Raw genomic sequence first — 24,310 nt, 5'->3', positions numbered from 1 at the left:
TGCAGCGAATTGAATCAGCAAGATTTATATATTTCCCTTGATATAGGATCGTCCTCTATCAAGGTATTAATAGGTGAAATGAGTGACGGACAATTACATGTAATTGGCGTCGGAAATGTAAAATCGAATGGCGTTCGAAAAGGTGCGATTGTTGATATTGATGCAACAGTTCAATCAATTCGAAAAGCAATCGAACAAGCAGAACGAATGACTGGCTATCAAATCAATGAAGTTGTTCTGGGTGTTCCAGCTAACCAGACGATGTTACAGCTAGTTAAAGGTGTTGTCGCTGTAAATAGTGAAAATAGAGAAATTACAGACGATGATTTAGACAGAGTGGTGGAATCTGCACAAGTCATGTCAATACCTCCTGAACGTGAATTGGTGAACATTATTCCAAGACAATTTATTGTGGATAACTTAGATGAGATTAAAGATCCACGCGGTATGATTGGAATTCGTCTAGAAATGGATGCAACGATGATTACAACTTCCAAAACACTTTTACACAATGTTTTACGTTGTGTAGAGCGTGCAGGATTAAGTATACGAGAAATATATTTGCAACCGCTAGCAGCAGGCAATTTTGCACTAACAGAGGATGAGAAAAACCAAGGGACAGCCTTTATTGACCTGGGGGGAGGCTCAACTACTATTACAGTGTTTGAAGAGGGGCTGTTAACACATACGGGTGTAATACCAGTTGGTGGTGATCATATTACGAAAGATATTTCAATCGTTTTAAAAACACCAACAGAACAAGCTGAGCAAATTAAACATCAATTTGGACATGCCTTTTATGATGATGCATCAGATGATGAAATCTTCGAAGTACCAATTGTTGGAACAGATTCAACTGATCAATATAGTCAGCGCTATATATCAGAAATAATTGGTGCACGCTTGGAAGAACTTTTGGAGTTAGTGATTGACGAGTTAGCACGTCTAGGTGTCCGTGATTTACCTGGCGGTGTTGTTTTAACGGGTGGTGTTGCAAAGCTTGAAGGTATTGCTCAACTGGCACGTCAAATTCTGCAAACTCGTGTTAGAATATATACACCCGATTATATTGGCGTTAGGGAGCCTTCATTTACGACGGCAGTCGGACTTATTCGTTACGCCTATTTAGAAGATGATTTTTACGGAAAAGGTACGAATACGCAACCTATTGAATATGCGGTTGTAGGGTCTCCAACAGCCACACCTAAGAAGCAAGAATATGCTTCAACTTCCGAATCAAAAGGAAGCGTAATCGGTAGAGCAAAAAAATTATTTGATAAGTTTTTTGATTAACTAGAATGCGTAATGAATGATACAGAGTCGAGTTACCGTGGGAGGAAAAAAAAATGTTAGAATTTGATACAAGTGTTGATCAACTTGCAGTAATTAAAGTTATTGGTGTTGGTGGCGGCGGTAACAACGCTGTCAATCGAATGATAGAGCATGGTGTGCAAGGAGTAGACTTTATCGCAGTAAACACAGATGCACAGGCACTAAATTTATCAAAAGCAGAAGTGAAGCTTCAAATTGGAGCAAAACTTACTCGTGGTTTAGGCGCAGGAGCAAATCCAGAGGTAGGAAAAAAAGCTGCCGAAGAGAGCCGTGAACAATTAGAAGAGGTTCTACGTGGAGCGGATATGGTATTTGTTACAGCTGGAATGGGTGGAGGAACTGGTACTGGTGCAGCGCCAGTCATTGCACAGATCGCTCGCGATTTAGGTGCTCTTACAGTTGGTGTTGTTACGCGACCATTTACGTTTGAAGGTCGTAAGCGACAAACTCAGGCTATCGGTGGTATTGGCGGCATGAAGGAATCTGTTGATACTTTAATCGTTATTCCGAACGACAAACTACTACAAATTGTCGATAAATCTACGCCGATGTTAGAGGCATTCCGTGAAGCTGATAATGTTTTACGACAAGGTGTACAAGGTATTTCAGATTTAATTGCTACACCAGGTCTTATTAACTTAGACTTTGCAGATGTAAAAACAATTATGTCTAACAAAGGTTCTGCGTTAATGGGAATTGGTATTGCAACAGGTGAAAACCGTGCTGCAGAAGCAGCAAAGAAAGCCATTTCAAGTCCTTTACTTGAATCTTCAATTGATGGTGCTAAAGGTGTCCTTATGAATATTACTGGAGGCTCCAACTTAAGCTTATTCGAAGTCCAAGAAGCGGCAGATATTGTAGCTTCAGCATCAGATGAAGAGGTAAATATGATTTTCGGTTCTGTTATTAATGAAAATCTAAAAGATGAAATTATTGTAACCGTGATTGCGACTGGCTTCTCAGAAGAAGTATTACAACAACAACGAAATACTCCAAGACCTTCGTTAAATACAAATAGACAAGCTGTACAACAACAGCAAGCACCTATTCGTGAACAACGTCAAGAAATGCATGTTCAACAAGAGCAGCCTCGTCAAAATCAACAACAATATGGTCAGGATGATATGCTTGAGGTACCAGCGTTTCTACGTAATCGTAAAAACCGCGGATAATATCTCACTTCTAAAAAGCTCGTATTTTACATTTGTAGAATACGAGCTTTTTATATTTGTCTGTAAAGTTGTTCAAATGTGTAAGGAAAACATGTATTTTGTCAAAATATTTTAAGGAAATGATGCGATTGTTTGACAATATTTGTGAGCATAACATGCTAACTTTGTAAGTAGGAGGCGGCTGTTATGTATGGAGAATGGCTGGTGCTCATTAATACGCTATTTAATCTAGCGATACTCACGTTTACGGCAAAAGTAACAGGGGTTTTTGTAAAGAATACAAGATTATTAATGAGTTCGGTTTGTAGTAGTTTTGTAGCTGTTATAGGTGGTCAATTGCTGTGGACAACATTACTGGGCTTTATTCTATTAATTGGCATAGCTTTTCGCTTTAAGCTTCGAAGTTTTCAAAAACAAGGGCCAATTGTTTTAACAGCAACAATTATTATTGGAGGGTTACTTACAGCATTACAACCTTATTTAAAAAATCTTTCTGTCGTCCATTTTATTATTATTTGCCTGCTGTTGGCTATTGGTAATCTAGTTGTTTTTTATAAGCAATGGGGATTTGTAAAGCTTGAGCGTTTAAGTGGTCAGTTTGTTTTTGATACAACATTAACAATTTTTGATGTAACAATACCGCTCTCTGCTTTTGTAGACACAGGGAATCAAGCAATTGAACCTCTATCAGGAAAGCCAGTTCACTTTGTCTCTTATACAGCGTTAAAACCACATTTACCTGCAGCATTTTGCAAATCATTATTAGAATGGCAAGAAACGGATCCGTATAATGTATCCATGTTTTCAGAAGATTATCAGCGTTTAATTCGGTTTATTCATGTCAATACAGTACAACAGCAATCAGTTGTGCTAGGTTTTCGCTTTAATGAGTGGCAAATAAAGGGGGAGCCCCCACAAGTGAAAACAAATGAATATATCGTTTTAACAAAGAAGGCTAAAAATTTTCCACATAGCACAGCAGCAATTTTACATTTTTCAGCGCTTTCAAATAACTCATAGAGGGGGAGAACTATTGCTTCTTAGGCTACTTGCTAGCTTGAAAAAATTATGGAGTAAGTTTCGGAGTCGTGAAACGTACTATATAGGGGGAAATGATTCATTGCCAGTGCCATTAAGTCGAGAAGAAGAAGTTACAGTCATTGCATCCTTTATGAATGGTGATTTACGAGCTAGAGACACACTAATTGAACGTAATTTACGTCTTGTTGTTTACATTGCTAGACGTTTTGATAATACGGGTACGCCGATTGAGGATTTAATTAGTATTGGCTCGATCGGTTTAATTAAGGCAATTGAAACGTTCAATACGGATAAAAATATTAAACTTGCAACGTATGCTTCCCGTTGTATTGAAAATGAAATTCTCATGCATTTACGGAAAACAAGTCGCATGAAAGGTGAAGTTTCGCTAGACGAACCACTTAATTCTGATGCTGATGGCAATGAATTACTATTGTCTGATATTTTAGGCACAGAAGAGCATATTATTTTAGACAATGTAGAAAAGAAAATTGAGCGTCAGCATATGTTTCATGCTATTAATTTACTAGGTGCGCGTGAAAGATATATTATGGAATGTCGTTTTGGCCTCAATGGTAAAGTTGAAATGACACAAAAAGAAGTTGCGGATCATTTAGGGATTTCACAATCTTATATTTCCCGATTAGAGAAGAAAATCATTCAAGATTTACGTGAAAATTTAAACCAGCCAATATCTTAGAGAGGGAAAATTAACCTACCTAAAATTGGTCATAGCTTTTGTGCATATTCTCGTTTCTCTCGGACAAACTGATGTCACGGTTTAGTCAGAGAATAACATCCGGAGGAATCGAATATGCGAACTAAAGTAGATCTTTGCGGCTTAGATACATCGACTTTGCCAATTTTAAAGCACGAGGAAATGAAGGAACTCTTCATCCGATTACAAGCAGGAGAAACCGAGATTAGAGAAGAGCTTGTGATGTGCAATTTAAGGTTAGTGCTCAGTATTGTCGGTAGATTTGCCTATAGGGGTGAACAGGCAGATGATTTATTTCAGGTAGGCTGCATCGGCCTCATGAAAGCCATCGATCATTTTGATTTAAAGCATAATGTGCGATTTTCAACATATGCTGTACCAATGATTATTGGAGAAATTCGTCGCCATCTGCGTGATCATCATGCGTTACGCGTTTCTCGTTCTTTAAGAGATATTGCGTATAAAGCAATGCAGGCAAAAGAGCAATGGATAACTGACAATTTACGAGAACCAACGATTGAAGAAATTGCAGAAATGATTGACATGAAAAAGGAAGATGTTTTATTCGCTTTAGATGCCATTCAAGATCCTGTTTCTTTACAAGAGCCTATTTATTCAGACGGTGGAGACGCTGTTTATATGATGGATCAATTACGTGATGATGATGTATCTGAAGATCAATGGGTTGCCTACGTGTCGGTGAAGGAAAGTTTGCAAAAGTTAGATGAACGACAACAAATGATTGTTGCCAAGCGCTTTTATTACGGTGAGACACAAACAGAAATTGCAAAAGAATTGGGAATCTCTCAAGCGCAAATTTCACGTCTAGAAAAAAATGCGATTGAAACAATGCAGAAAGATTATAAGTAGTAGACAATGCGCACCAGAGCTTTCGGTGCGCATTTTATCTTCATTCAGCAAATGTTTTTTGTATCGAAAGTATAGCGGCAGATACAGAAGACTCCCATCTCTACAGATGGGTTGGCCTAAAGCTCCCGGCGGATGTCACGGATTTTCAAAGGAATGAATAAAGGATGTTAGCCTAAAATCTTCGCATCCTGCGAAAACGGCTAACTGACCTGCATCGGTAAAAACGCCACGTCCTGTGGCATTACCGAAATGACCGACATCGTATCGGCCCTCGTGCAGGCCTAGGCACAATCCAAAATCCGGACGCATTGTTTATCTGTGCGAAAGCGAAGCGACAGCAACAAATGTTTTCTGTAGCGAAAGCAAAGCGGCAGCTACAATTACGCCAAGGCGAAATTGATCTTCATTCAGCTATCTAACAATACATAACATAAATATAAAGTGACAGCATACTTTGATGGAGATAATAGTGGATGTCATAAAGTAATTGTTACAGGAGGGATATAATGCGTTTTTCAATGTTACAACAAAAAGAAGTTATTGAAGCAGGTAATGGGCGTTTTTTAGGGTTTGTGGTAGATGCAGAAGTGTCAAAAGAAACAGGCTATGTGACAGCGTTTATGATTGCAGAGCCGCGAAAATATCTTGGGCTTTTTCGAGGTGAAGATACTGTTAGAAAGGTCTACATGAAAGATGTACTTGTTGTTGGGAAAGATGTTATTTTAGTAAAAGCATTATCTTAAATTTGGTTGCCTATTTAGAGCCAAGCTATTTTCATTTACTATGAATGATGCAACTGTCCTTTCATATTAGGTCAGGCTATTCATTGATAATTCAGGCATAGCTTGTTACAATAAAGGAAACTATTGTTGTAAAGTTGGGAAAAACAGTGACAAAAATCTTAACAAATTTAAACAGAATTAATGATCTTATACATGCAGCCCAAAAACGTTCAATTTGGGAAACAGAGAAAGTTCAAATTATTGCAGTAACAAAAGAAGTTTCAGTTGGAAGAACACAAGAGGCAATCAATGCAGGACTTCTTCATTTAGGAGAAAATCGTCCAGAGGGCTTAAGTCGAAAAATAGAAGCAATTCAAGAAGATGTAAATTGGCATTATATTGGTTCTTTACAAACACGTAAGGTAAAACAAGTGATTAACCATATTGATTATTTACATTCATTGGATCGATTAAGTTTAGCAGAAGAAATCGAAAAAAGAGCAGACAAACCTATAAAATGCTTTGTTCAAATTAATGTATCAGGTGAAGAATCAAAACATGGTTTAACGATTGAGGAAGCCCTACCTTTTATTCAATCTTTAGCAAGTTTTACGAAAATTCAAGTAGTAGGTTTAATGACGATGGCACCAAATACAGATGACGATGACATGATTCGCACTGTTTTTAAGCAATTAAAACAATGTCAACAGCAAATAGCCGAGCAGGGATTCGTACATGCGCCTTGTACCGAGTTATCAATGGGCATGTCTAATGACTTTGAAATTGCGGTAGAGGAAGGGGCTACATTCGTTCGAGTCGGAACGGCTCTTGTTGGAAATGAAAGAGGGGAACAGGATGAGCATGAAAAATAAAATTAAAAACTTCTTTTATCTAGAGGAAGAATTAGAAGAAGAAATCACGCAAGCTCCTATTCAACAGCAACAACAACCCGTACATCATCAGCAACCGATTCATTCAGTAAAGCCTAAAAAGGTTATGAAAGAGCGCAAGGCACCCATTCACGAAATTGTTCCACAGAGTGCTGCACCTGCAAACAACATTGTTAGCTTACAGGCAGCCATGAACTCTAAAGGGGCAAAGGTTGTATTAGTAGAACCTAGAGTCTATGCTGAAGCACAGGATATCGCTGAACATTTAAAAAATAAACGTGCAACAATCGTCAATCTACAACGAATTGAACGTGAACAAGGCGTACGAATTATTGATTTTTTAAGCGGCACAGTTTATGCACTTGGCGGCGATATCCAAAGAATTGGTAAAGATATCTTCTTATGTACACCAGATAATGTAGAAGTGTCCGGCGAAATTTCAAATTTTATTTTAGACGATAATTAATAGCGAGGATTGTAGTTTATATGACTTTTTATTATGTTTTAAGGTTTGTATCATTAGCATTTGATATTTACTCACTGATGTTAATTGCATACATTTTAATGTCTTGGGTACCTGCTGCTCAAAATTCATCTATTGGACGCATGCTGGCAAATGTATGTGAACCGTATCTTGGTATCTTTAGACGATTTATTCCGCCAATTGGCATGATTGATATTTCTCCTATCGTGGCAATTTTTGTCCTTAATTTTGTTCAAAGAGGAGTTATTATTGTCATTCAAAAAATATACTTTATGTTTATGTAAAAGAAATCCTCACAAATGGTGGGGATTTTTTATTTTAGGGAATACTAATAAACGATAAGTAGCTAACATAACTAAATTTTGGTTACAAAACATGAAAATACCAATGAAATTGTACTAGTAAAAGAGAGATAATAGAGGTGTAGTTAAATGGAGCATTTAATACAACATTTTAGAAAAGAAGAACAGCCTTTTATTGAACAAGTGGTGAATTGGCAGCGAGAAGTGGAGGACCGCTACGCACCAAAGCTCACTGATTTTTTAGATCCTCGTCAGCGCTTTATCGTAACATCCATTATTGGACAATACGACACATTGCAAACGGCTAGTGCTGGACTTTTTAATGAGGCAGAAAGACAAAGAATGCTCATTTATCCCACTTATTATGAGCCAGTGGAGGAAGATTTTCAGTTTACAGTATTTACCATTCAATATCCTATAAAATTTGTACAATTGCGTCATCCAGATGTACTTGGCGCATTATTATCATTGGGGTTGAATCGAGGTAAGTTTGGTGATATCCGCGTTGATGAACACCATGTCCAGTTTGTTGTAGCAAATGAGATAGCGGAGTATGTCCGCTTGCATTTAACAGGTATTGGCAAGGTGAAGGTTCATGTAGAATCCATGAAAGAGGCAGAGTCGCTTCTGCAAAATGAGGAAGAATGGCTAGAAGAGTCTCACACGGTTACTTCAATGCGGTTAGATGTTATTATCGCAACAATTTTAAAGGTTTCTCGTCAAAAGGCACAGGCTTTAATAACAGGTAATAAAGTGCGTGTCAATTGGACAGAGCGAGATACAGTTGCTTTTGAATTACAAGAGGGGGATATTTTATCTATACGGGGTAGTGGTCGAGTAAAAATTCTAATGACAGAAGGCCGTACAAAAAAAGATAAAATCCGTTTACAAGTCGGTTGTTTGACCCAAAAAGGTTGAAAATCAAGTGAATTTCATTAATTTTTACTGCTAAGTTGTCGGAACAATTGTATAATAGAAATACGAATGTACATGTAAAGGAGAGAAGGATCGTATGCCATTATCACCTATTGATATACATAATAAGGAGTTTACAAAATCCTTCAGGGGCTATGCTGAGGATGAAGTAAATGAATTTTTAGATCAAATTATTAAAGACTACGAAATTTTATTACGTGAAAAAAAGGACGTTGAAAAACAGTTAGAGATGGCCTTAGAACAAGCTAGGCATTTTAACACTTTAGAGGAGACGTTACAAAAATCAATTGTTGTAGCACAGGAGGCTGCCGATGAGGTGCGAAGAAATTCACAAAAAGAGGCAAAGCTTATTGTGAAAGAAGCAGAGAAAAATGCTGATCGTATCCTCAATGAAGCTTTAACAAAGGCTCGTAAAGTAACAATTGAAATTGATGAGCTTAAAAAGCAATCCAAGGTATTTCGTAATCGATTTAAAATGCTTGTAGAGGCTCAGCTTGATCTATTAAATGCAGATGACTGGGACCATTTGTTGCAATATGATATAGATTTAACAGAAATTCAAGCATCTGTGGGAGAAGCACAGGAATCAGATCAAATTTAGCATTTATTTTGCGTGACGTATGAGCGCAATAAGTGAAACTTGACGTGATTGTTTGATTTTCATATACTAATGAAATAGTAATTATTTTAAACAGATATGCATACTGGCAGAGACGAAGACAGTATTTGTTAGGCGTAGCAAAGCGATTTGGGGATAGTGTGAGCCCAAACAAGCAAATAACAATGAACATCACTTCAGAGCTAAATAACTGAATGGAAGTAGGTTATTTCGTGATGCACAACGTTAACGTGCTTAAAGAGGTAGTACAAATTTGTGCTACAAGTAGGGTGGTACCGCGAGTATAAGCTTCTCGTCCCTTAGTGGGGATAGAGAGGCTTTTTTTATTTGCTTAATTTCCAACGAACAGCTACTTTTCTTTCGTTAAATCGTAAGCGATGAAAGAAATACTTAAACGTGTTGAATTCGCCAAGTGCTGTCATATGTATATGAATGCCTTAAGCATTAGCTTTGTTCTTTGTGTGTAAAATTAAAGGAGGAATAGAAGTATGGTTGAATATAAGGATACTTTATTAATGCCTAAAACAGATTTCCCGATGCGAGGAAACTTACCGGCAAATGAACCAAAAATGCAAGAAAAATGGAATGAAATGGACATTAACAAATTACAGATGGCGCGTACTGAAGGACGTCCTGAGTACGTACTACACGATGGTCCTCCCTATGCAAACGGTGATATTCATATCGGTCATGCACTAAATAAAGTGTTAAAAGATATGATTACACGCCATCGCTCTATGAATGGTTTTCATGTAAACTATATTCCAGGCTGGGATACTCATGGTTTACCAATTGAGCAGGCTTTAACAAACAAAGGTGTAAAGCGTAAAGAGATGTCTGTTGCGGACTTCCGAAAACTATGCGAAAAGTATGCGTACGAACAAATCGACAATCAACGAGTTCAATTCCGTCGTTTAGGCATTCGTGGTGATTGGGAAAATCCATATATTACTTTAAAACCAGAATTTGAAGCTCGCCAAATTGAAGTGTTCGGGAAGATGGCGGAAAAAGGCTATATTTATAAAGGCTTAAAGCCAGTTTACTGGTCTCCTTCTTCTGAATCTGCACTTGCAGAAGCGGAAATTGAATATCAGGATATTAAATCACCTTCTATTTATGTAAGCTTTGCTATTAAAGATGCTAAAGGTGTAGTACCAGCCGATGCTAAAATTATCATTTGGACAACAACGCCTTGGACAATTCCAGCGAACTTAGGGATTTCTGTAAACCCTGAATTTATTTATGTAGTTGCAGCAGTTGCAGATAAAAAATTCATCATTGCTAAAGAATTATTAGAAACAGTTGCTAAAGAACTTGATTGGGAATCCTATGAAGTTGTTCAAGAAGTTAAAGGTGAAGCACTGGATCGAGTTGTTGCGCAGCATCCATTCTATGACCGAGAATCTCTTGTGATGGTTGGTGAGCATGTAACGGCTGAGGCAGGTACTGGCTGTGTTCATACAGCACCTGGTCACGGGGAAGATGACTATTATATTAGTAAGCAATACGGTCTGCCAATTTTAAGCCCTGTTGACAATAGTGGCTGCTACACAGAGGAGGCACCTGGTTTTGAAGGTGTGTTCTATAACGATGCAAATAAATTAATTACCGAAAAATTACAAGAAGTAGGCGCACTAGAAAAGCTTAATTTCTTTACGCACTCATACCCACATGACTGGCGTACAAAAAAACCAGTTATTTATCGTGCAACACCACAATGGTTTGCGTCTGTTGAAGCATTCCGTGGTGAGTTACTAGAGGCTGTAAAAGCAACAGCATTTACACCTGCTTGGGGTGAAACGCGCCTTTACAATATGATTCGTGACCGTGGTGACTGGGTAATTTCACGTCAGCGTGCATGGGGTGTGCCGATTCCAATTTTCTATGCTGAGAATGGTGAGCCAATCATTACACCAGAAACAATTGCGCATGTTTCTGCGTTGTTCCGTGAGCATGGCTCAAATATCTGGTTCCAAAAAACAGCTAAAGAACTATTACCTGAAGGCTTTACACACGCTGGTAGCCCGAATGGTGAATTTACAAAAGAGAATGACATTATGGATGTTTGGTTTGATTCAGGGTCGTCACATCAAGGCGTGCTAGTAGAACGTGGTATGAAATATCCAGCAGATTTATATTTAGAGGGTTCTGACCAACACCGTGGCTGGTTCAACTCATCTTTAATTACGTCTGTTGCCATTAATGGCTATGCTCCATATAAGGGACTATTAACACACGGTTTCGTACTGGATGGAGAAGGACGCAAAATGAGTAAATCATTAGGAAATGTCATTATTCCGCAAAAGGTTATGGATCAATACGGAGCTGATATTCTTCGATTATGGGTTGCCTCTGTTGATTATACAAGCGACGTACGTATCTCAATGGATATGCTAAAACAAGTATCTGAAGTTTATCGTAAAATCCGAAACACATTCCGTTTCTTACATGGTAATGTAGCTGATTTCGATCCAACTAAAGATCGTGTAGCCTATGCAGATCTTCGTGAAATGGATCAATACGTTTATATGCGTCTGCAAGATGTCTTAAAAACTGTACGTACTGCCTATGATCGCTATGATTTTGCAGCTGTATACCATGCTGTTAATAACTTTGTTGCTGTAGAGTTATCCTCATTCTACCTAGATATTGCAAAAGATGTTGTATACATTGAGGGCACTGACAACAAAGATCGTCGTGCAATGCAAACGGTGATTTATGATACATTAATGACGTTAGTAAAAGTAATGACACCTATTATTCCTCATACAACAGATGAAATGTGGTCTTACTTACATGCTCAAGGTGTAGTAGAAGAGGGTTCTGTACAATTAACTGATTTCCCAGAAGTTGATGTACAAGGGAACTTCGAGGAACTGCGTGCAAAATGGGTGAAAATTATTGATGTTCGTGATGATATTCTAAAAGCTTTAGAAGAAGCCCGTAATGCAAAAACAATCGGTAAATCTCTTGAAGCAAAAGTAACTGTGTACGCTAAAGAGGATGTTGCTGCATTATTAAATGATGCAAGCATTGATTTTGCTCAACTTTCTATTGTTTCAGCCTTTGAAGTAGCATCTATTGATAAGGCACCAGCGGATGCGTTAGTGCTTGAGCACGCATCTATTGTTGTTGAGAAAGCAACAGGAGAAAAATGTGAGCGCTGTTGGTCAATTTCTGAATCAGTTGGTGCAAATGAAGCACATCCAACAGTTTGTGCGCGCTGTGCAGAAGTTGTAGAAAAATATTACGTTTAGAAATAATATTAATTGTGATGAAAACGCAAGTCTCCAAAATTGGGGGCTTGCGTTTTTTGATGAGACTATCATGTAATAAAGCCTATGTATAATTATTTAGTGAATTGCATTCTCGCCCTTTACTGGGTGTGGCCTGTCTCACGCATAGAAAGCACCAATCGTGGTGGACTTTTTATACTACTAGTTATGTTGGTTGATGAAACATGAAGATGGGCGTGAATGCACTTTTTATTTAAATAAAATTTCTTTTGTGTTGCGGTAGTCTGTTGGAGAAATGCCTACATATTTTTTAAATGTCAGGCTGAAATAATTTGGTGTGTTAAAGCCACAGATGGAGGAGATTTTCTCAATAGTATAGTCGTATTTTCTTAAAAAAGGCAATGTTTTAATGATACGGGTAAAGGCTACATAATCTACAAAATTGCGACCAGTTTCCTTTTTGAATAATCTGCTAAAATGTGTGGCGCTGAAATTTATATATTTGGCAACATCACTGATTGTAATTTGCTCATCATAATGCTCCTCTATATAAAGAATGGCCCTTTGAAGCTGTTCCTGTTCTGTTAAGTCTTCATAAAATCTTGCATGTATATTGTCAACAGGTGGTTTTCTCCTTGCCTTTCGAGCTTGGCTGTAGGATTCCTTCACTTGCATAGGATCATGAAAGACGCTTCCTATCCCCATAAATAGATGAATACAATACTCCTTTTTTAAGATCTCAATTACCTCATACAGAGAGTCCGCTCCTTCTGTCCAATGCTTAAACGAAGTAATTTCATTAGGTATACGCATCAGCAGCAGTAAATAACGTTCAAAATTTAAAAAGGAAAGAGAGGCTTTATCTGCAAAGCCCTGGCGAAACATATTGGTAATAACGCTATTTGCATCCTGAGGAATACATCGATTTTCATGTATATCGATATAGCCTTGAATTAAAAAAACAATATTTGGGATACAATCTTTTGATAAAAAGGAGGCAGATTGAATAATTTCCTGCTCATTTTCAATTTCTCCACGAATAAGCCGTTTTAAAAAGGCTTCTCTGAAAGGTGAGGTGTGGTCTTGTGAAATTTGCTGTGATAACTCAAGCATTGTAAGTGTGCTTGCTTGTTTTTCTTTATAAGATGTATAAAGTTTTTTTACAATTCTGATGAATTTTGATTTCTGTAAAGGTTTTATAAGTAATGCAGATAAATTTAATTCAATCGCTATACCAGTTGAGTAGGTAAGGTGTTCTGCAACAATAGGGACAATTAAACTATTAGGATAATTTCTTTTTAAACGATTTACCTTTACCCAATCAAATAAGTGGTTAATATCATAGATAAAGATTGCAACATCCTCTGTATTAGGCTGATTACAATTAATAAAGGTATTCGGTAGAAATTCTTCTAGCCAGTTGCTCATCTGTTGTTTTTCTAAGTAACTTTCCATGTACCAAACAATATTTAAAATGGTAACAACTCCCTTCTATTATAACGATAAAAGTATTTTAACTTAAAATAGCGTTTTTTTGTACTAATACAGCAATATTTTGTAACTATATTATAAACAAAATAGAATAGAATAATTGTAGTGAATAATAATTTGAAATTTCAGATAATTATTTGCGTATAGAAAAAAAGGGGGAGTTGAAATATGGCGGAAGTAGGAAGTAATGATTACGAGTACGTGGAAGCTGGAACAATCGATATTAAGGATCTTCCACCACTAGATGCAACTACTAACAAAATTATGAAAGATGAGCTTACTACAGGTTTTGGCTTAACGGTATTTTATTTCATTTTAATTTTTAGTATTCCGATTATGAACTGGTTTGCTCCGGAATTCGCATTTAAGAAAATTTGGGGCGGAATGACGGTAACATGGTTTGTTACAACTGTCATTATGATGGCTATGGCTTTTATTATTGCCTATGTCCATACAACATTGTACGAAAAACGCCTAAAGAAATATGAAGTAGCTAATAAGTAGGTTTGGGGGGAAATACTGAATGATGAAAGCTCTATTGGAACCGAAAATGATAATGACCATTGCTTTAATGGGAACAATTGTATATATTACGTATTTAACGAAAAAAAATACAACCGCATCCGATTTCTTCGTTGGGGGGCGTAGCTTCGGATGGTTTACAAATGGTTCAGCAATTGGTGGGGATTATTTAAGTGCGGCAACATTTCTTGGGATAGCCGGACTAACCTTCCAATTGGGGTATGATGGTGCATACTATGCATTTTGCTTCTCTATAGGTTTAACACTATTAGCTATTTTTGTGGCTGGTCCATTAAGACGATTTGGTGCATTTACTGTTGCCGATTTTTTAGCCTATCGTTTTCATAGTAAGCGAGCTCGACTAGTTGCAGTAGCGGTTGTTTTAGCGATTTCTGGTTTCTATGCCGCTCCACAGTTACTAGGTGCTGCACAAATTTTAAGCATGTTCTTTGGTACTTCATACGAATTTGGCATTATCTTTACATGTGTAGTGATGATTTTCTATGTTGGTATAGGTGGCATGAAAGGAACAACCATCAATCAGGCTCTAGAGCTTTGGATTCGTCTTGGTGCATTTTTAGTCATGTTGATTGCTGCAATGTATAGTGGATTACACTACGATAAGATTTTAGCTGCGATTAATTCATTTAGTGGTCCAATTACGGGAACTTCACCATATGCCCTAGATGGAAAAGATATTAATTTTGATGGGGCAGCTTGGACTGGGACAGGCTTCTATTTCCCAACATTTTGGCAAACCATTAGTATGACAATTGGATTAGCATTAGGAACAATTGGTCTGCCGCATATTTTACTAAGATTTTATACAAATCCAAGTGCAAAGGCAGCTCGTAAATCGGCATTAATGGCGATTGGAATTGCCAGTACGTTTTTCTTATTAGCTGTATTTTTAGGTGTCGTAGGTCGAGCTATTTTTATCTCTGGTACAGCAAGTGGAGAGGTAATGCGTGATTTAGTGCTTGGTGGAAATAATATGGTTATTCCTACGACAGCACTTGCATTAGGTGGGAAGTGGCTTCTTGGACTTGTTATAGCGGGGGCATTTGCTGCCATATTCTCTAACTTATCGGGGCTATTCATTACAAGTTCAGGAGCATTGGCACATGATTTATATGCGACTGTTATGAAAAAAGATATTACGCAAAAACAACGAGTAATCGCAGCGAAGGTTTCCATTGTTTTTTTAGGGATTATTTATGGCGCATTGGGCTTGCTTGTAAAGGATGCATCCATTGGTCATTTAGTAGCTCTAGCCTTTACCGTTGCAGCGAGTACATTTACACCAATATTTATTTTAGGTATTTGGTGGAGAGGGATGACAGAAAAAGGAGCGATTGCAGGTTTACTAATTGGACTTGGTGTTTCCATGTGGATGATTTTTTTACCAGGGACATTACCGAGCTTCCTACAATTTAAAATACCTGGAATTGTGACAGTACCAGCTGGCTTCCTTTCAGTAATCATAGTCTCTTTATTAGATCGAAAAGTACCTGCGGATGTAAATGATTTTATGAAGCGTGTGCATTCAAAAGAATCTGAAACTGTCTAATTTAACTTCTTTCAGCAAATGTTTTTTGTATCGAAAGCATAGCGGCATGTTTTATGCGCGTAAGCGTAGCGACAGCGGCAGATACAGAAGTCTCCTACCTCTATAGGTGATGAGAGGAATGCGAATTTAAGCTACTTTTCAGCGGGTGTCCAATCACCAGCTGAAATAGAGGAACTCAGGCTAAGATCTTCACATCCTGTGAAATCGCCTGAGTGACCAATATCGTGTTGACCCAAAGCCCCTGGCGGATGTCACGGAATCGGAAAGGAGTTAATAAAGGATGTTAGCCTAAAATCATCGCATTCATGCGATAACGGCTAACTGACCTGCATCACGCAGCCCTAAGCACAAAGCCGATTCCGGACGCAAATATGCCGAGGTATAATTGATATAAGCTATATCCATTTGCTTTATAAAGTGATGGGTATAGCTTTTTTTATCTTATCTAAAACATATGTCTTATTGAAAAGTTGATTTTGTTAATGAGGCGACACATCGAGTATCTCAAAGAATGTTACTCAATTGTTTGGAAATGAACCCTAAATTATAATAAATAAGGCTATTCTTTTGCTTATAGATCGTCCAACACATGCTATAATACTTACAATTAATGTTAGAAGGAGACGTCGATTTATATGTCAGTTATACAAGCTACCCTATCGACAACTAGAGAAACCGTGCAGGCTTTTCAAGAAGTCAGTTCACAATTACATAAAGAGCCATCACTCGTGTTGTTTTTTGCGAGTACAGTTCATCCTTTTGATCAATTAACTTCTTATTTTCATAACAAATATCCAAACAGTGAAGTAGTAGGAATAACAACAACTGGCGAAATTGGTCCAAAGGGATTTTCTGAATATAGTCTAAGTGCACAAAGCTATGGCAAGGATTTTGGACAGGTAAAGGCTGTATTAGTGGAAAATATTGAGAAGTATCCAATATTTGCACGCGATCATTTAAAACACAGCGCAAAAACGCTAGGCTTACAACTAGATAGTCCACAAATTGCTAAAGAGGGTCTTGCATTAGTCTTCCCAACAGGTTTAGTTGCTGGCGAGGAGAAAATGTTATCAATCGTAAATTCTATTTTTCGTTATGATGGCTTCCCGATTTTTGGAGGAACTGCAGGAGATGATGCAAAATTTGAAGAAACCCTTGTCAGCTTGAACGGGTGTCAAACTTCAAAGGGAGGCATCGTTATATTTATAAAACCTAATCTGCAGTTTTATATTCAAAAAGAAAATATATTTAAGAGTACAGGAATTGAATTAAAAATTACGAAATCAAATCCTGAAAAACGAATTGTCTATGAAATCAATCATGAACCAGCAGCAAATGCGTATGCCAAAGCTTTAGAGATAAATGTTCAACAATTATCAAAGTATTTTATGAAAAATCCTTTAGGGCGACGATTTAATGAGGAGTTACTTATTGCTTCTCCATTTAAAATAGAACAGAATGGGGCTATTGTTTTTTATTGCCAAGTGTTTCAGGATACTGTTGTTGAATTATTGGAGCCTAAAGATCCAATCGCAACATTACAATCAACTTTAGCAGATTTTACGGCTCATTTTAATTCACTTGAAGGTGTATTAGCATGTAATTGTATTTTACGAAAATTGCAGTTTCAAGATCAGCAATTATTTCCAGCGCTGAATGCCCAATTAAGAGAATTGCCTAGTTTAGCTGGATTTTGCAGCTATGGTGAACAGTTAAATAAATCATTAATTAATCAGACCTTAGTATTGTTAGGATTTGGTAAATGATAGATAGGAGAAAAAAACATGCTAAAACAATTTTTCAGACAGTCTAGGGATGAACAAAATAAAGCAGTGCTGATACAAGAAATTAATGGCTTAACACCTGAAGAAAAAAATATGGTTTTAAAAGGGATGTTCGATTTGATTGGACTGTTAACCACTGCGAATGAGAATAATGCTAAAGAAGATAGTATGATGATTGAACAGATAGAGAATATCAAAAAAGTACTTAACACCCAGCAGCAAACAGTTTCTAAGGCAAATGAGAGTGCTGTCAATATAGTAAATGAGACAGAAAGCTTTTATGAAATTACAAATGCTGTAGAGGGAAAAGGAAAAGAAAATATTTCTCTAGTCGCAGAAGGTAATGAAAATATACATTTATTATTGATGCAAATGAACAAAGTTATGGATGTGTTTAATCGTTTTGAACAATCCATGAAAGAGGTGCAAGTTGAGACTGGTCATATTACAGCTTTTACAAAAATAATTAGTGATATAGCTGATCAGACGAATCTTTTAGCGTTAAATGCATCCATAGAAGCTGCTCGTGCGGGTGAGCATGGGAAGGGTTTCGCAGTTGTTGCTGATGAAGTACGAAAATTGGCGGAGCAAAGTAAAGAGGCATTGGTACAAATTCGTACGAAAATTTCGGATATAGTGAATCGAATCGATGGAATCACGACAACAATGCTTCAGGAATCTAAAGTAGTCATTGAGACACAGGATATGGCTACGACAACTAAAAGTTTTTTTGAAAGAATTAAGCAGTCAGAACAAGAGTTGTTTTCAAATATGCAAATAATTCAGCAGGCTACAAATCAGACACTGTTAGAAGTAAAGCAATTCCAGCAACAGCTTATTGATATTATGGACGACACTGAAACATCTATTAAAGGTATTAATCAGCTTTATTCTTTTTCACAGGATAAGTTTTATAATGCTCACAATATTACCTCCTATGTTTCACAATTGAATTATTTGATTGAGGCAGTTCATCATAATCGACTGTAAAACAATCTTTCCGAAAATAGTATGTTAGGATATACTTCCTAACATACTATTTTCATAGTGTTGAAAAACTAAATGGTCAAGGGACTCTTTGTGAACACTACTAAGTCAAATGAAGGTGATTTCCGTTCCAGGCTACTACGCTTTGCCGCTGACGCTTCGCTTTCGCGCAGAGCAAGGCTTCCTGCGCTAGAGGAACGAAGACTAAGTGCGTCACGTCCTGTGACAATTTATCTGTGCGAAAGCGTAGCGACAGCAACAACGCCTTCGTGACCAACATCGTGCTGGCCTCAGGGTCTCGTCTGTCTCGCTATCCCACGGAGGTCGAGTAGCCTTGCACTCCAATCAGCAATAGTGTAGAACTTTAAATATTTTCTTCCCTCAAAAGTAAAGTAAAAGCATGTTACTCACCATCATTAAATGGATAGAATATTGGTACAATTCTATAGCTGTTAACCTACATTTTATGCGTAAAACTACTTTGTAACTTTACATAAAGTACTCCTCTGTTTTCGCATAGAAAAATGTTATCAAAGCTCCATTTTTGCACAATATAAATGATGGCTAAGACTTCAAATTTATCACTATATATTTGTGTGAAATGCCAATAGAAAATACGATGAGCAAAGGTTGATTGGAGTGTAGACTGAGTGACTCCTCGGGGATTCAGCGTCACAGATGAGACCCTGGAGCGAGCTACGCGAGTGAAGCGGCTCATCGGACGCCCCCAGGAAAGCACTCAGTCGGAACGGAGATCAACCCCTCGTTTTGGAAAGGGGCTATACTTTTTAATTTGTCACCTTGATGTCATTGACATAATAGTATTTCAACAACATGAAAATAGTATGTTAGGATATACTTCCGAACATACTATTTTTTGCATAGAGTTTTCTCCTTTTAGTGAACATCATTAGAACATTTCAAAAAAATGCTGTGCAAGTGAATCCGCTATAATTTCATGCTATATTAGTTATTCTGAGATGGGCTGTTATGGTAGAATAGGTTAGATGTTGAGCGAACGGAGGAATGTTTGTGTATAAGTACTATGGATTGGCCGCATTTGTAATCCTTTTAGATCAATGGACTAAATGGCTGATTGTCAAAAATATGGAATTTGGTGAACGGATTGCAGTATGGGACCCATGGCTTGGGATGCTATCTCATCGAAATAGAGGTGCAGCATGGGGAATGCTAGAAGGACAAATGTGGTTATTTAGCATTGTTACAATAGGCGTTATTTGTGCGATTATCTATTTTTATCATAAAGAAGCAAAGGGAAAGCCAGTCTTTCAAGTAGGCTTAATGTTTTTATTGGGTGGAGCTATTGGTAATTTTATTGACCGATTATTTAGAGGCGAAGTGGTCGATTTTGTAGATGTATTAATTCCGGTCATTAATTATGATTTCCCAATCTTTAATATTGCGGATGCAGCATTAACAATTGCAGTTGTTATTTTAATGATTGGCTTAATTGCAGAAGATAAAAAAGAAAAGAAACAGGTGAAACAATGACGCAAGTAGCATATACAATGGAAGAACAGCAGCAGGGAGAGCGCATTGATAAGGCACTTTCAAGTGTGCAAACGGAATGGTCGCGCACACAAATTGGAAATTGGATTGCAGAAGGCATTGTCAAAGTAAATGGCGATGCGGTTAAGGCGAAGTATAAGGTAAAAGCGGGAGATTTGGTTGAAATAGATGTTCCCGAAGCAGAACCATTAGATGTTGTTGCTGAAAACTTAGATCTTGACATTGTTTATGAAGATGCAGATGTCCTTGTGGTGAATAAGCCTAAGGGAATGGTTGTACATCCAGCACCCGGGCATATGACGGGAACACTCGTCAATGGTTTAATGTATCATTGTAAGGATTTATCAGGCATTAACGGTATTTTGCGTCCAGGCATTGTCCACCGCATTGATAAGGATACATCAGGACTATTAATGGTTGCTAAAAATGATGCAGCTCATGAATCATTAGTCAATCAGCTAGTCAATAAAACGGTAACACGTAAGTATACTGCGCTTGTTCACGGGCATATTGCGCATGATAAAGGAACAATAGATGCACCGATTGGACGTGACCAAAAGGATCGTCAAAAGCAAGCGGTAGTGGATAAAGGTAAGCATGCTGTCACACACTTCCAAGTCGTAGATCGTTTTGGTGATTACACATTACTTGAATGTCGTTTAGAAACAGGACGAACTCATCAAATTCGTGTGCATATGAATTATATTGGCTATCCACTTGTAGGTGATCCAAAATATGGTCCCAAAAAGACAATAGACTTTGGTGGACAAGTTTTACATGCAGGTATTTTAGGCTTCAATCATCCTACATCAGGTGAATATTTAGAGTTTGAAGCACCACTTCCTGCTGATTATGAACAATTATTAAATGATTTAAGAAATAGGCATTGACGTTTAGTAAAAGAAGGTCTATACTAACGAAAGTGAATGAACTACTAAATAAAATATTCACCTTTAATGGCAGTCCAGAGAGGCTGAGAAGGTATATGTGATCGTGTTGCTAATAATTTGTGCTGCAAATTATTCAACATGCCTTTTAAACACGTATTCAACCCTCTCAGGCTATTCGCCTCGAGAGGTTTTTTTATGGACACATGACCAATAAAAGTTAGCAGAGAGGAGGAGACTTCATGGCACAAAATGAGCTATTAGATGGCCCATCTATGGCAAGAGCAGTAACACGCATCGCCCATGAAATTATTGAGCGTAATAAAGGGATTGATGAATGTATACTAGTTGGCATTAAAACGCGAGGTGCTTTTCTTGCAAAACGACTTGCAGAGAGAATTGAAAAAATTGAAGGTAAACCGATTCGTACAGGGGAGCTGGATATCACCTTATATCGAGATGATTTATCAACAAAGCATGATAACGAACAGGCACATGTTGAACAAGTTGATATTGATTATCTTGTTGTCAATCAAAAGATTATACTTGTGGATGATGTGTTATATACAGGGCGTACAGTACGCGCGGCACTAGACGCTGTCATGGATTTAGGGCGACCTGCTCAAATTCAACTTGCTGTCCTTGTTGATAGAGGTCATAGAGAGCTACCGATTAGAGCCGATTATGTTGGTAAAAATGTTCCAACATCTGGATCAGAGCGCATTATCGTGAATTTACAAGAAGTAGACGGAGAAGATTACGTCATTCTTTATAAAGAAGACTAACTACAAAGTGAGGAAACATCATGTCAAATGCAGTATTAGATATTAAGGACAAACCAACAGGGCTTCAACTAGTGACCTTAAGTTTCCAACATATGTTTGCTATGTTTGGTTCAACTATTCTAGTGCCTCAGTTGGTTGGACTTAGCCCAGCAATTGCCCTTCTAACAAGTGGGATTGCTACACTGTTCTTCTTATTAATAACGAAATTCCAGGTGCCTGCCTATTTAGGATCATCCTTTGCCTTCATTGCACCGATTATTATTGCCACAAAAGCAGGCGGTGTTGGTAGTGCAATGATAGGCGCAATGGCAGTCGGGATTACATATGGTATAGTGTCCCTTATCATTTGGAAAAGCGGCTATAAATGGATTATGAAAATATTACCACCGATTGTGGTAGGTCCAGTAATAATGGTTATTGGTCTAGGATTATCTGGCACTGCTGTTAATATGGCGATGAATGTAGATGGAGAGTACAGCTTCTTACATTTCTCAGCTGCTTTAGTAACATTATTTACAGCGATTATTTTCACGATTTTCTTTAAAGGTATATTAAGTACAATGCCGATCTTAATTGGCTTAATTGTAGGATATGTTTATTCAATGATTATCGGCATTGTTGATTATTCACCAATTGCCCAAGCAACTTTCTTTGCAAGTCCTGATTTTTTAATACCAGGTGTTCATTATGATTTCGAAATTACAACAACGCTACTTCTAACAATGGTACCAATCGTTATCGTAACCATTTCAGAACATATTGGTCACCAGTTGGTTTTAGGTAAAGTTGTAAATCGAGATTACATTAAAGAACCAGGCTTGCACCGTTCACTGTTAGGCGATGGACTTGGTACATTCATCAGTGCATTAATTGGTGGTCCACCGAAAACAACTTATGGTGAAAATATCGGTGTTCTTGCTATCACTCGTGTTTACAGTGTGTATGTCATTGCAGGTGCAGCAGTTGTTGCCATTTTACTTTCATTTTTCGGGCAAGCAATGGCAGTAATTGCGACGATTCCAACAGCAGTACTTGGAGGCGTATCTATCCTGCTCTTCGGTATTATTGCAGCAAGTGGATTACGTATGCTAGTTGATAATCATATTGACTTTGGCAATAGTCGAAATTTAGTGATTGCCTCTGTTATTCTAGTCATCGGTATTGGTGGAGCGAAGTTTGTGATTTCAGAATCTCTAAGTATAGAGGGTATGGCATTAGCAGCCATTATCGGTGTTGTATTAAACGCAATCCTACCTGGTAAAAAAGAAGCAGAAAAACCAATACCATACAATCAAGAAACAAATTCATAGTAGTACCTTTTAATGAATTGTCCAGAGAGGCAAAAAAAGGGAAGTTGTGGACATGCCAAAGCAGGAGTAGATGCCTGCTGTAGTTTGTCACGCCTCCTTATGCCTCGTTGATGACATCAGCGGGGCTTTTTTATCTTCATTCATCCCACCTTCAAGGTGATGATGAATGAGCCAAGGCGAAATTGATTTAGAGAACGTCATACATAGGCGTTCATGATACACAACCTAATGGAGGTCACATGATGAAGAACTTATTATCGATGGAACATTTAGCAACTGAAGAAATTAACCACATCCTAGATCGTGCACAAGCTTTTGAAAAGGGTGAAGCATCATCGTTATCTCGCACATACAACATTGCAAACTTATTTTTTGAACCAAGTACCCGAACAAAAACAAGCTTTGAAATGGCTGAGCGCAAAATTGCCTGTACAGTTATCCCATTTGATGCTGGTTTTTCGAGTGTTACAAAAGGGGAAACAATGTACGATACGGTAAAAACATTAGAAATGATTGGATTGGATGCAGTGGTCATTCGTGCAGCTGAAGATGAATACTACAATGAGCTTCTGGAAGGTATTAATGTAGCCATCATTAACGCAGGAGATGGAGCAGGGCAGCATCCATCCCAATCATTACTTGACCTTTACACAATTAAAAAAGAGTTTGGTTCATTTGAAGGGTTAAATGTTACAATCGCTGGAGATATATCCCATAGTCGTGTAGCAAAATCAAATGCAACAGCGTTACAACGCCTAGGGGCAAATGTGCATTTCCTTTGTCCAGAAGAGTGGGCAGGTGATTTCAAGGCTCATCATTCATGGGATGATTTAATCGAAATAAGTGATGTCATTATGCTACTTCGTGTACAGCATGAGCGTCATAAAGTAAATAAAAGCTTCTCGAAGGAAAGCTATCATCAAGAATATGGTTTAACAATTGAACGAGAGAAACAAATGAAGGATACAGCGATTATCATGCATCCAGCACCTGTTAACCGTGATGTAGAAATTGCTTCTGAGCTAGTAGAGTGTGAACGCTCTCGAATTTTTGAGCAAGTCCGAAATGGTGTCTATACAAGGATGGCTATAGTGGAAACGATTTTAAAGGGGAGAGAATAAC

23 protein-coding genes and 1 other annotated feature are annotated in these 24,310 nt (G+C 37.7%); of the genes, 21 read left to right on the top strand and 2 right to left on the bottom strand.

What is annotated here, in order from left to right; genetic code table 11:
- Positions 1–9: 9 nt before the first annotated feature.
- The 12 genes from ftsA (at position 10) to ileS (ending at position 12,343) form a co-directional block, all read left to right on the top strand.
- On the top strand, positions 10–1,293 hold the full coding sequence (ftsA, locus tag ACQKIM_RS06460) for a cell division protein FtsA (protein WP_427540779.1): 1,284 nt from the start codon (positions 10–12) through the stop codon (positions 1,291–1,293).
- Between the two features lie 53 nt (positions 1,294–1,346).
- Positions 1,347–2,504 (top strand): cell division protein FtsZ, encoded by a 1,158-nt coding sequence (gene ftsZ / locus ACQKIM_RS06455; RefSeq protein WP_427540776.1) that lies wholly within the window; start codon positions 1,347–1,349, stop codon positions 2,502–2,504.
- A 186-nt stretch (positions 2,505–2,690) separates the two neighbouring features.
- Positions 2,691–3,524, top strand: a complete 834-nt coding sequence (locus tag ACQKIM_RS06450; protein ID WP_427540773.1) for a sigma-E processing peptidase SpoIIGA — start codon at positions 2,691–2,693, stop codon at positions 3,522–3,524.
- 13 nt (positions 3,525–3,537) lie between these two features.
- Positions 3,538–4,245: an RNA polymerase sporulation sigma factor SigE gene (sigE, locus tag ACQKIM_RS06445; RefSeq protein ID WP_009373518.1), complete on the top strand. Its 708-nt coding sequence runs from the start codon at positions 3,538–3,540 to the stop codon at positions 4,243–4,245.
- Between the two features lie 114 nt (positions 4,246–4,359).
- Positions 4,360–5,133 carry an RNA polymerase sporulation sigma factor SigG gene (gene sigG, locus ACQKIM_RS06440; RefSeq protein WP_004227313.1) on the top strand — a complete coding sequence of 258 codons (774 nt, stop codon included), beginning with the start codon at positions 4,360–4,362 and terminating at the stop codon, positions 5,131–5,133.
- A 506-nt stretch (positions 5,134–5,639) separates the two neighbouring features.
- A complete protein-coding gene (locus ACQKIM_RS06435) occupies positions 5,640–5,876 on the top strand; it encodes a YlmC/YmxH family sporulation protein (RefSeq protein WP_427540771.1) in 237 nt (78 codons plus the stop codon).
- Between the two features lie 146 nt (positions 5,877–6,022).
- The gene (locus ACQKIM_RS06430) at positions 6,023–6,727 is read left to right on the top strand and encodes a YggS family pyridoxal phosphate-dependent enzyme (RefSeq protein ID WP_427540768.1); all 705 of its coding nucleotides are present in this window, start codon (positions 6,023–6,025) and stop codon (positions 6,725–6,727) included.
- Positions 6,711–7,211 carry a cell division protein SepF gene (locus ACQKIM_RS06425; protein ID WP_427540765.1) on the top strand — a complete coding sequence of 167 codons (501 nt, stop codon included), beginning with the start codon at positions 6,711–6,713 and terminating at the stop codon, positions 7,209–7,211. The genes ACQKIM_RS06430 and ACQKIM_RS06425 overlap by 17 nt, the downstream gene beginning before the upstream one ends.
- 20 nt (positions 7,212–7,231) lie before the next feature.
- Complete coding sequence (locus tag ACQKIM_RS06420) at positions 7,232–7,513, top strand: YggT family protein (protein ID WP_427540762.1); 282 nt, start codon at positions 7,232–7,234, stop codon at positions 7,511–7,513.
- 147 nt (positions 7,514–7,660) lie between these two features.
- On the top strand, positions 7,661–8,449 hold the full coding sequence (locus ACQKIM_RS06415) for an RNA-binding protein (RefSeq protein ID WP_427540759.1): 789 nt from the start codon (positions 7,661–7,663) through the stop codon (positions 8,447–8,449).
- Between the two features lie 94 nt (positions 8,450–8,543).
- The gene (locus ACQKIM_RS06410; protein ID WP_427540756.1) at positions 8,544–9,068 is read left to right on the top strand and encodes a DivIVA domain-containing protein; all 525 of its coding nucleotides are present in this window, start codon (positions 8,544–8,546) and stop codon (positions 9,066–9,068) included.
- A 100-nt stretch (positions 9,069–9,168) separates the two neighbouring features.
- Positions 9,169–9,389: a binding site (T-box leader), on the top strand.
- 185 nt (positions 9,390–9,574) lie between these two features.
- Positions 9,575–12,343: an isoleucine--tRNA ligase gene (gene ileS / locus ACQKIM_RS06405; RefSeq protein ID WP_427540753.1), complete on the top strand. Its 2,769-nt coding sequence runs from the start codon at positions 9,575–9,577 to the stop codon at positions 12,341–12,343.
- Between the two features lie 228 nt (positions 12,344–12,571).
- Here the strand turns inward: ileS and ACQKIM_RS06400 are convergent, their stop codons facing one another.
- Positions 12,572–13,750, bottom strand: coding sequence for an AraC family transcriptional regulator (locus ACQKIM_RS06400; protein WP_427540750.1), 1,179 nt, complete (start codon positions 13,748–13,750; stop codon positions 12,572–12,574).
- Between the two features lie 231 nt (positions 13,751–13,981).
- Between ACQKIM_RS06400 and ACQKIM_RS06395 the strand changes: the two genes are divergently transcribed.
- From ACQKIM_RS06395 to ACQKIM_RS06380, 4 genes are all read left to right on the top strand, one after another.
- Entirely contained in the window at positions 13,982–14,317 is a 336-nt protein-coding gene (locus tag ACQKIM_RS06395; protein WP_427540747.1) for a hypothetical protein, read from the top strand.
- A gap of 19 nt (positions 14,318–14,336) precedes the next feature.
- Entirely contained in the window at positions 14,337–15,905 is a 1,569-nt protein-coding gene (locus tag ACQKIM_RS06390) for a cation acetate symporter (RefSeq protein ID WP_427540744.1), read from the top strand.
- A 635-nt stretch (positions 15,906–16,540) separates the two neighbouring features.
- Positions 16,541–17,671 carry an FIST signal transduction protein gene (locus ACQKIM_RS06385; protein WP_427540741.1) on the top strand — a complete coding sequence of 377 codons (1,131 nt, stop codon included), beginning with the start codon at positions 16,541–16,543 and terminating at the stop codon, positions 17,669–17,671.
- Between the two features lie 18 nt (positions 17,672–17,689).
- Positions 17,690–18,679, top strand: a complete 990-nt coding sequence (locus ACQKIM_RS06380) for a methyl-accepting chemotaxis protein (RefSeq protein ID WP_427540738.1) — start codon at positions 17,690–17,692, stop codon at positions 18,677–18,679.
- A gap of 454 nt (positions 18,680–19,133) precedes the next feature.
- Here the strand turns inward: ACQKIM_RS06380 and ACQKIM_RS06375 are convergent, their stop codons facing one another.
- Positions 19,134–19,394: a hypothetical protein gene (locus tag ACQKIM_RS06375; RefSeq protein ID WP_427540735.1), complete on the bottom strand. Its 261-nt coding sequence runs from the start codon at positions 19,392–19,394 to the stop codon at positions 19,134–19,136.
- A 314-nt stretch (positions 19,395–19,708) separates the two neighbouring features.
- On the opposite strand from ACQKIM_RS06375, the gene lspA reads away from it, so the two are divergent.
- From lspA to ACQKIM_RS06350, 5 genes are all read left to right on the top strand, one after another.
- Positions 19,709–20,188, top strand: coding sequence for a signal peptidase II (gene lspA, locus ACQKIM_RS06370; RefSeq protein ID WP_427540733.1), 480 nt, complete (start codon positions 19,709–19,711; stop codon positions 20,186–20,188).
- Positions 20,185–21,096 (top strand): RluA family pseudouridine synthase, encoded by a 912-nt coding sequence (locus ACQKIM_RS06365; protein WP_427540730.1) that lies wholly within the window; start codon positions 20,185–20,187, stop codon positions 21,094–21,096. Before lspA ends, ACQKIM_RS06365 begins: the two co-directional genes overlap by 4 nt.
- A 239-nt stretch (positions 21,097–21,335) precedes the next feature.
- Entirely contained in the window at positions 21,336–21,878 is a 543-nt protein-coding gene (gene pyrR / locus ACQKIM_RS06360; RefSeq protein ID WP_427540727.1) for a bifunctional pyr operon transcriptional regulator/uracil phosphoribosyltransferase PyrR, read from the top strand.
- A 20-nt stretch (positions 21,879–21,898) separates the two neighbouring features.
- Positions 21,899–23,188 (top strand): uracil-xanthine permease family protein, encoded by a 1,290-nt coding sequence (locus tag ACQKIM_RS06355; protein ID WP_427540724.1) that lies wholly within the window; start codon positions 21,899–21,901, stop codon positions 23,186–23,188.
- A gap of 242 nt (positions 23,189–23,430) precedes the next feature.
- Positions 23,431–24,309: an aspartate carbamoyltransferase catalytic subunit gene (locus tag ACQKIM_RS06350; protein ID WP_427540721.1), complete on the top strand. Its 879-nt coding sequence runs from the start codon at positions 23,431–23,433 to the stop codon at positions 24,307–24,309.
- Position 24,310 lies beyond the last annotated feature (1 nt).

Origin of the sequence: Lysinibacillus sp. NPDC047702 (genome assembly GCF_050272555.1) — a bacterium.
In the GTDB taxonomy this organism is placed as follows: Bacteria; Bacillota; Bacilli; order Bacillales_A; family Planococcaceae; genus Lysinibacillus.
This window is presented reverse-complemented; position numbering and strand designations above follow the sequence as displayed.

What these genes read in the sequence shown, in the direction of transcription:
- ACQKIM_RS06410 (WP_427540756.1), top strand. Translation starts at nt 8,544, where the DNA reads ATGCCATTATCACCTATTGATATACATAATAAGGAGTTTACAAAATCC.
- ACQKIM_RS06420 (WP_427540762.1), top strand. Translation starts at nt 7,232, where the DNA reads ATGACTTTTTATTATGTTTTAAGGTTTGTATCATTAGCATTTGATATT.
- ACQKIM_RS06390 (WP_427540744.1), top strand. Translation starts at nt 14,337, where the DNA reads ATGATGAAAGCTCTATTGGAACCGAAAATGATAATGACCATTGCTTTA.
- ACQKIM_RS06375 (WP_427540735.1), bottom strand. Translation starts at nt 19,394, where the DNA reads ATGAGCCGCTTCACTCGCGTAGCTCGCTCCAGGGTCTCATCTGTGACG.
- ileS (WP_427540753.1), top strand. Translation starts at nt 9,575, where the DNA reads ATGGTTGAATATAAGGATACTTTATTAATGCCTAAAACAGATTTCCCG.
- ACQKIM_RS06425 (WP_427540765.1), top strand. Translation starts at nt 6,711, where the DNA reads ATGAGCATGAAAAATAAAATTAAAAACTTCTTTTATCTAGAGGAAGAA.
- pyrR (WP_427540727.1), top strand. Translation starts at nt 21,336, where the DNA reads ATGGCACAAAATGAGCTATTAGATGGCCCATCTATGGCAAGAGCAGTA.
- ACQKIM_RS06365 (WP_427540730.1), top strand. Translation starts at nt 20,185, where the DNA reads ATGACGCAAGTAGCATATACAATGGAAGAACAGCAGCAGGGAGAGCGC.
- ACQKIM_RS06450 (WP_427540773.1), top strand. Translation starts at nt 2,691, where the DNA reads ATGTATGGAGAATGGCTGGTGCTCATTAATACGCTATTTAATCTAGCG.
- ftsZ (WP_427540776.1), top strand. Translation starts at nt 1,347, where the DNA reads ATGTTAGAATTTGATACAAGTGTTGATCAACTTGCAGTAATTAAAGTT.
- ACQKIM_RS06400 (WP_427540750.1), bottom strand. Translation starts at nt 13,750, where the DNA reads ATGAGCAACTGGCTAGAAGAATTTCTACCGAATACCTTTATTAATTGT.
- sigG (WP_004227313.1), top strand. Translation starts at nt 4,360, where the DNA reads ATGCGAACTAAAGTAGATCTTTGCGGCTTAGATACATCGACTTTGCCA.
- ACQKIM_RS06435 (WP_427540771.1), top strand. Translation starts at nt 5,640, where the DNA reads ATGCGTTTTTCAATGTTACAACAAAAAGAAGTTATTGAAGCAGGTAAT.
- ACQKIM_RS06415 (WP_427540759.1), top strand. Translation starts at nt 7,661, where the DNA reads ATGGAGCATTTAATACAACATTTTAGAAAAGAAGAACAGCCTTTTATT.
- ACQKIM_RS06385 (WP_427540741.1), top strand. Translation starts at nt 16,541, where the DNA reads ATGTCAGTTATACAAGCTACCCTATCGACAACTAGAGAAACCGTGCAG.
- ACQKIM_RS06395 (WP_427540747.1), top strand. Translation starts at nt 13,982, where the DNA reads ATGGCGGAAGTAGGAAGTAATGATTACGAGTACGTGGAAGCTGGAACA.
- ACQKIM_RS06380 (WP_427540738.1), top strand. Translation starts at nt 17,690, where the DNA reads ATGCTAAAACAATTTTTCAGACAGTCTAGGGATGAACAAAATAAAGCA.
- ACQKIM_RS06355 (WP_427540724.1), top strand. Translation starts at nt 21,899, where the DNA reads ATGTCAAATGCAGTATTAGATATTAAGGACAAACCAACAGGGCTTCAA.
- ACQKIM_RS06350 (WP_427540721.1), top strand. Translation starts at nt 23,431, where the DNA reads ATGAAGAACTTATTATCGATGGAACATTTAGCAACTGAAGAAATTAAC.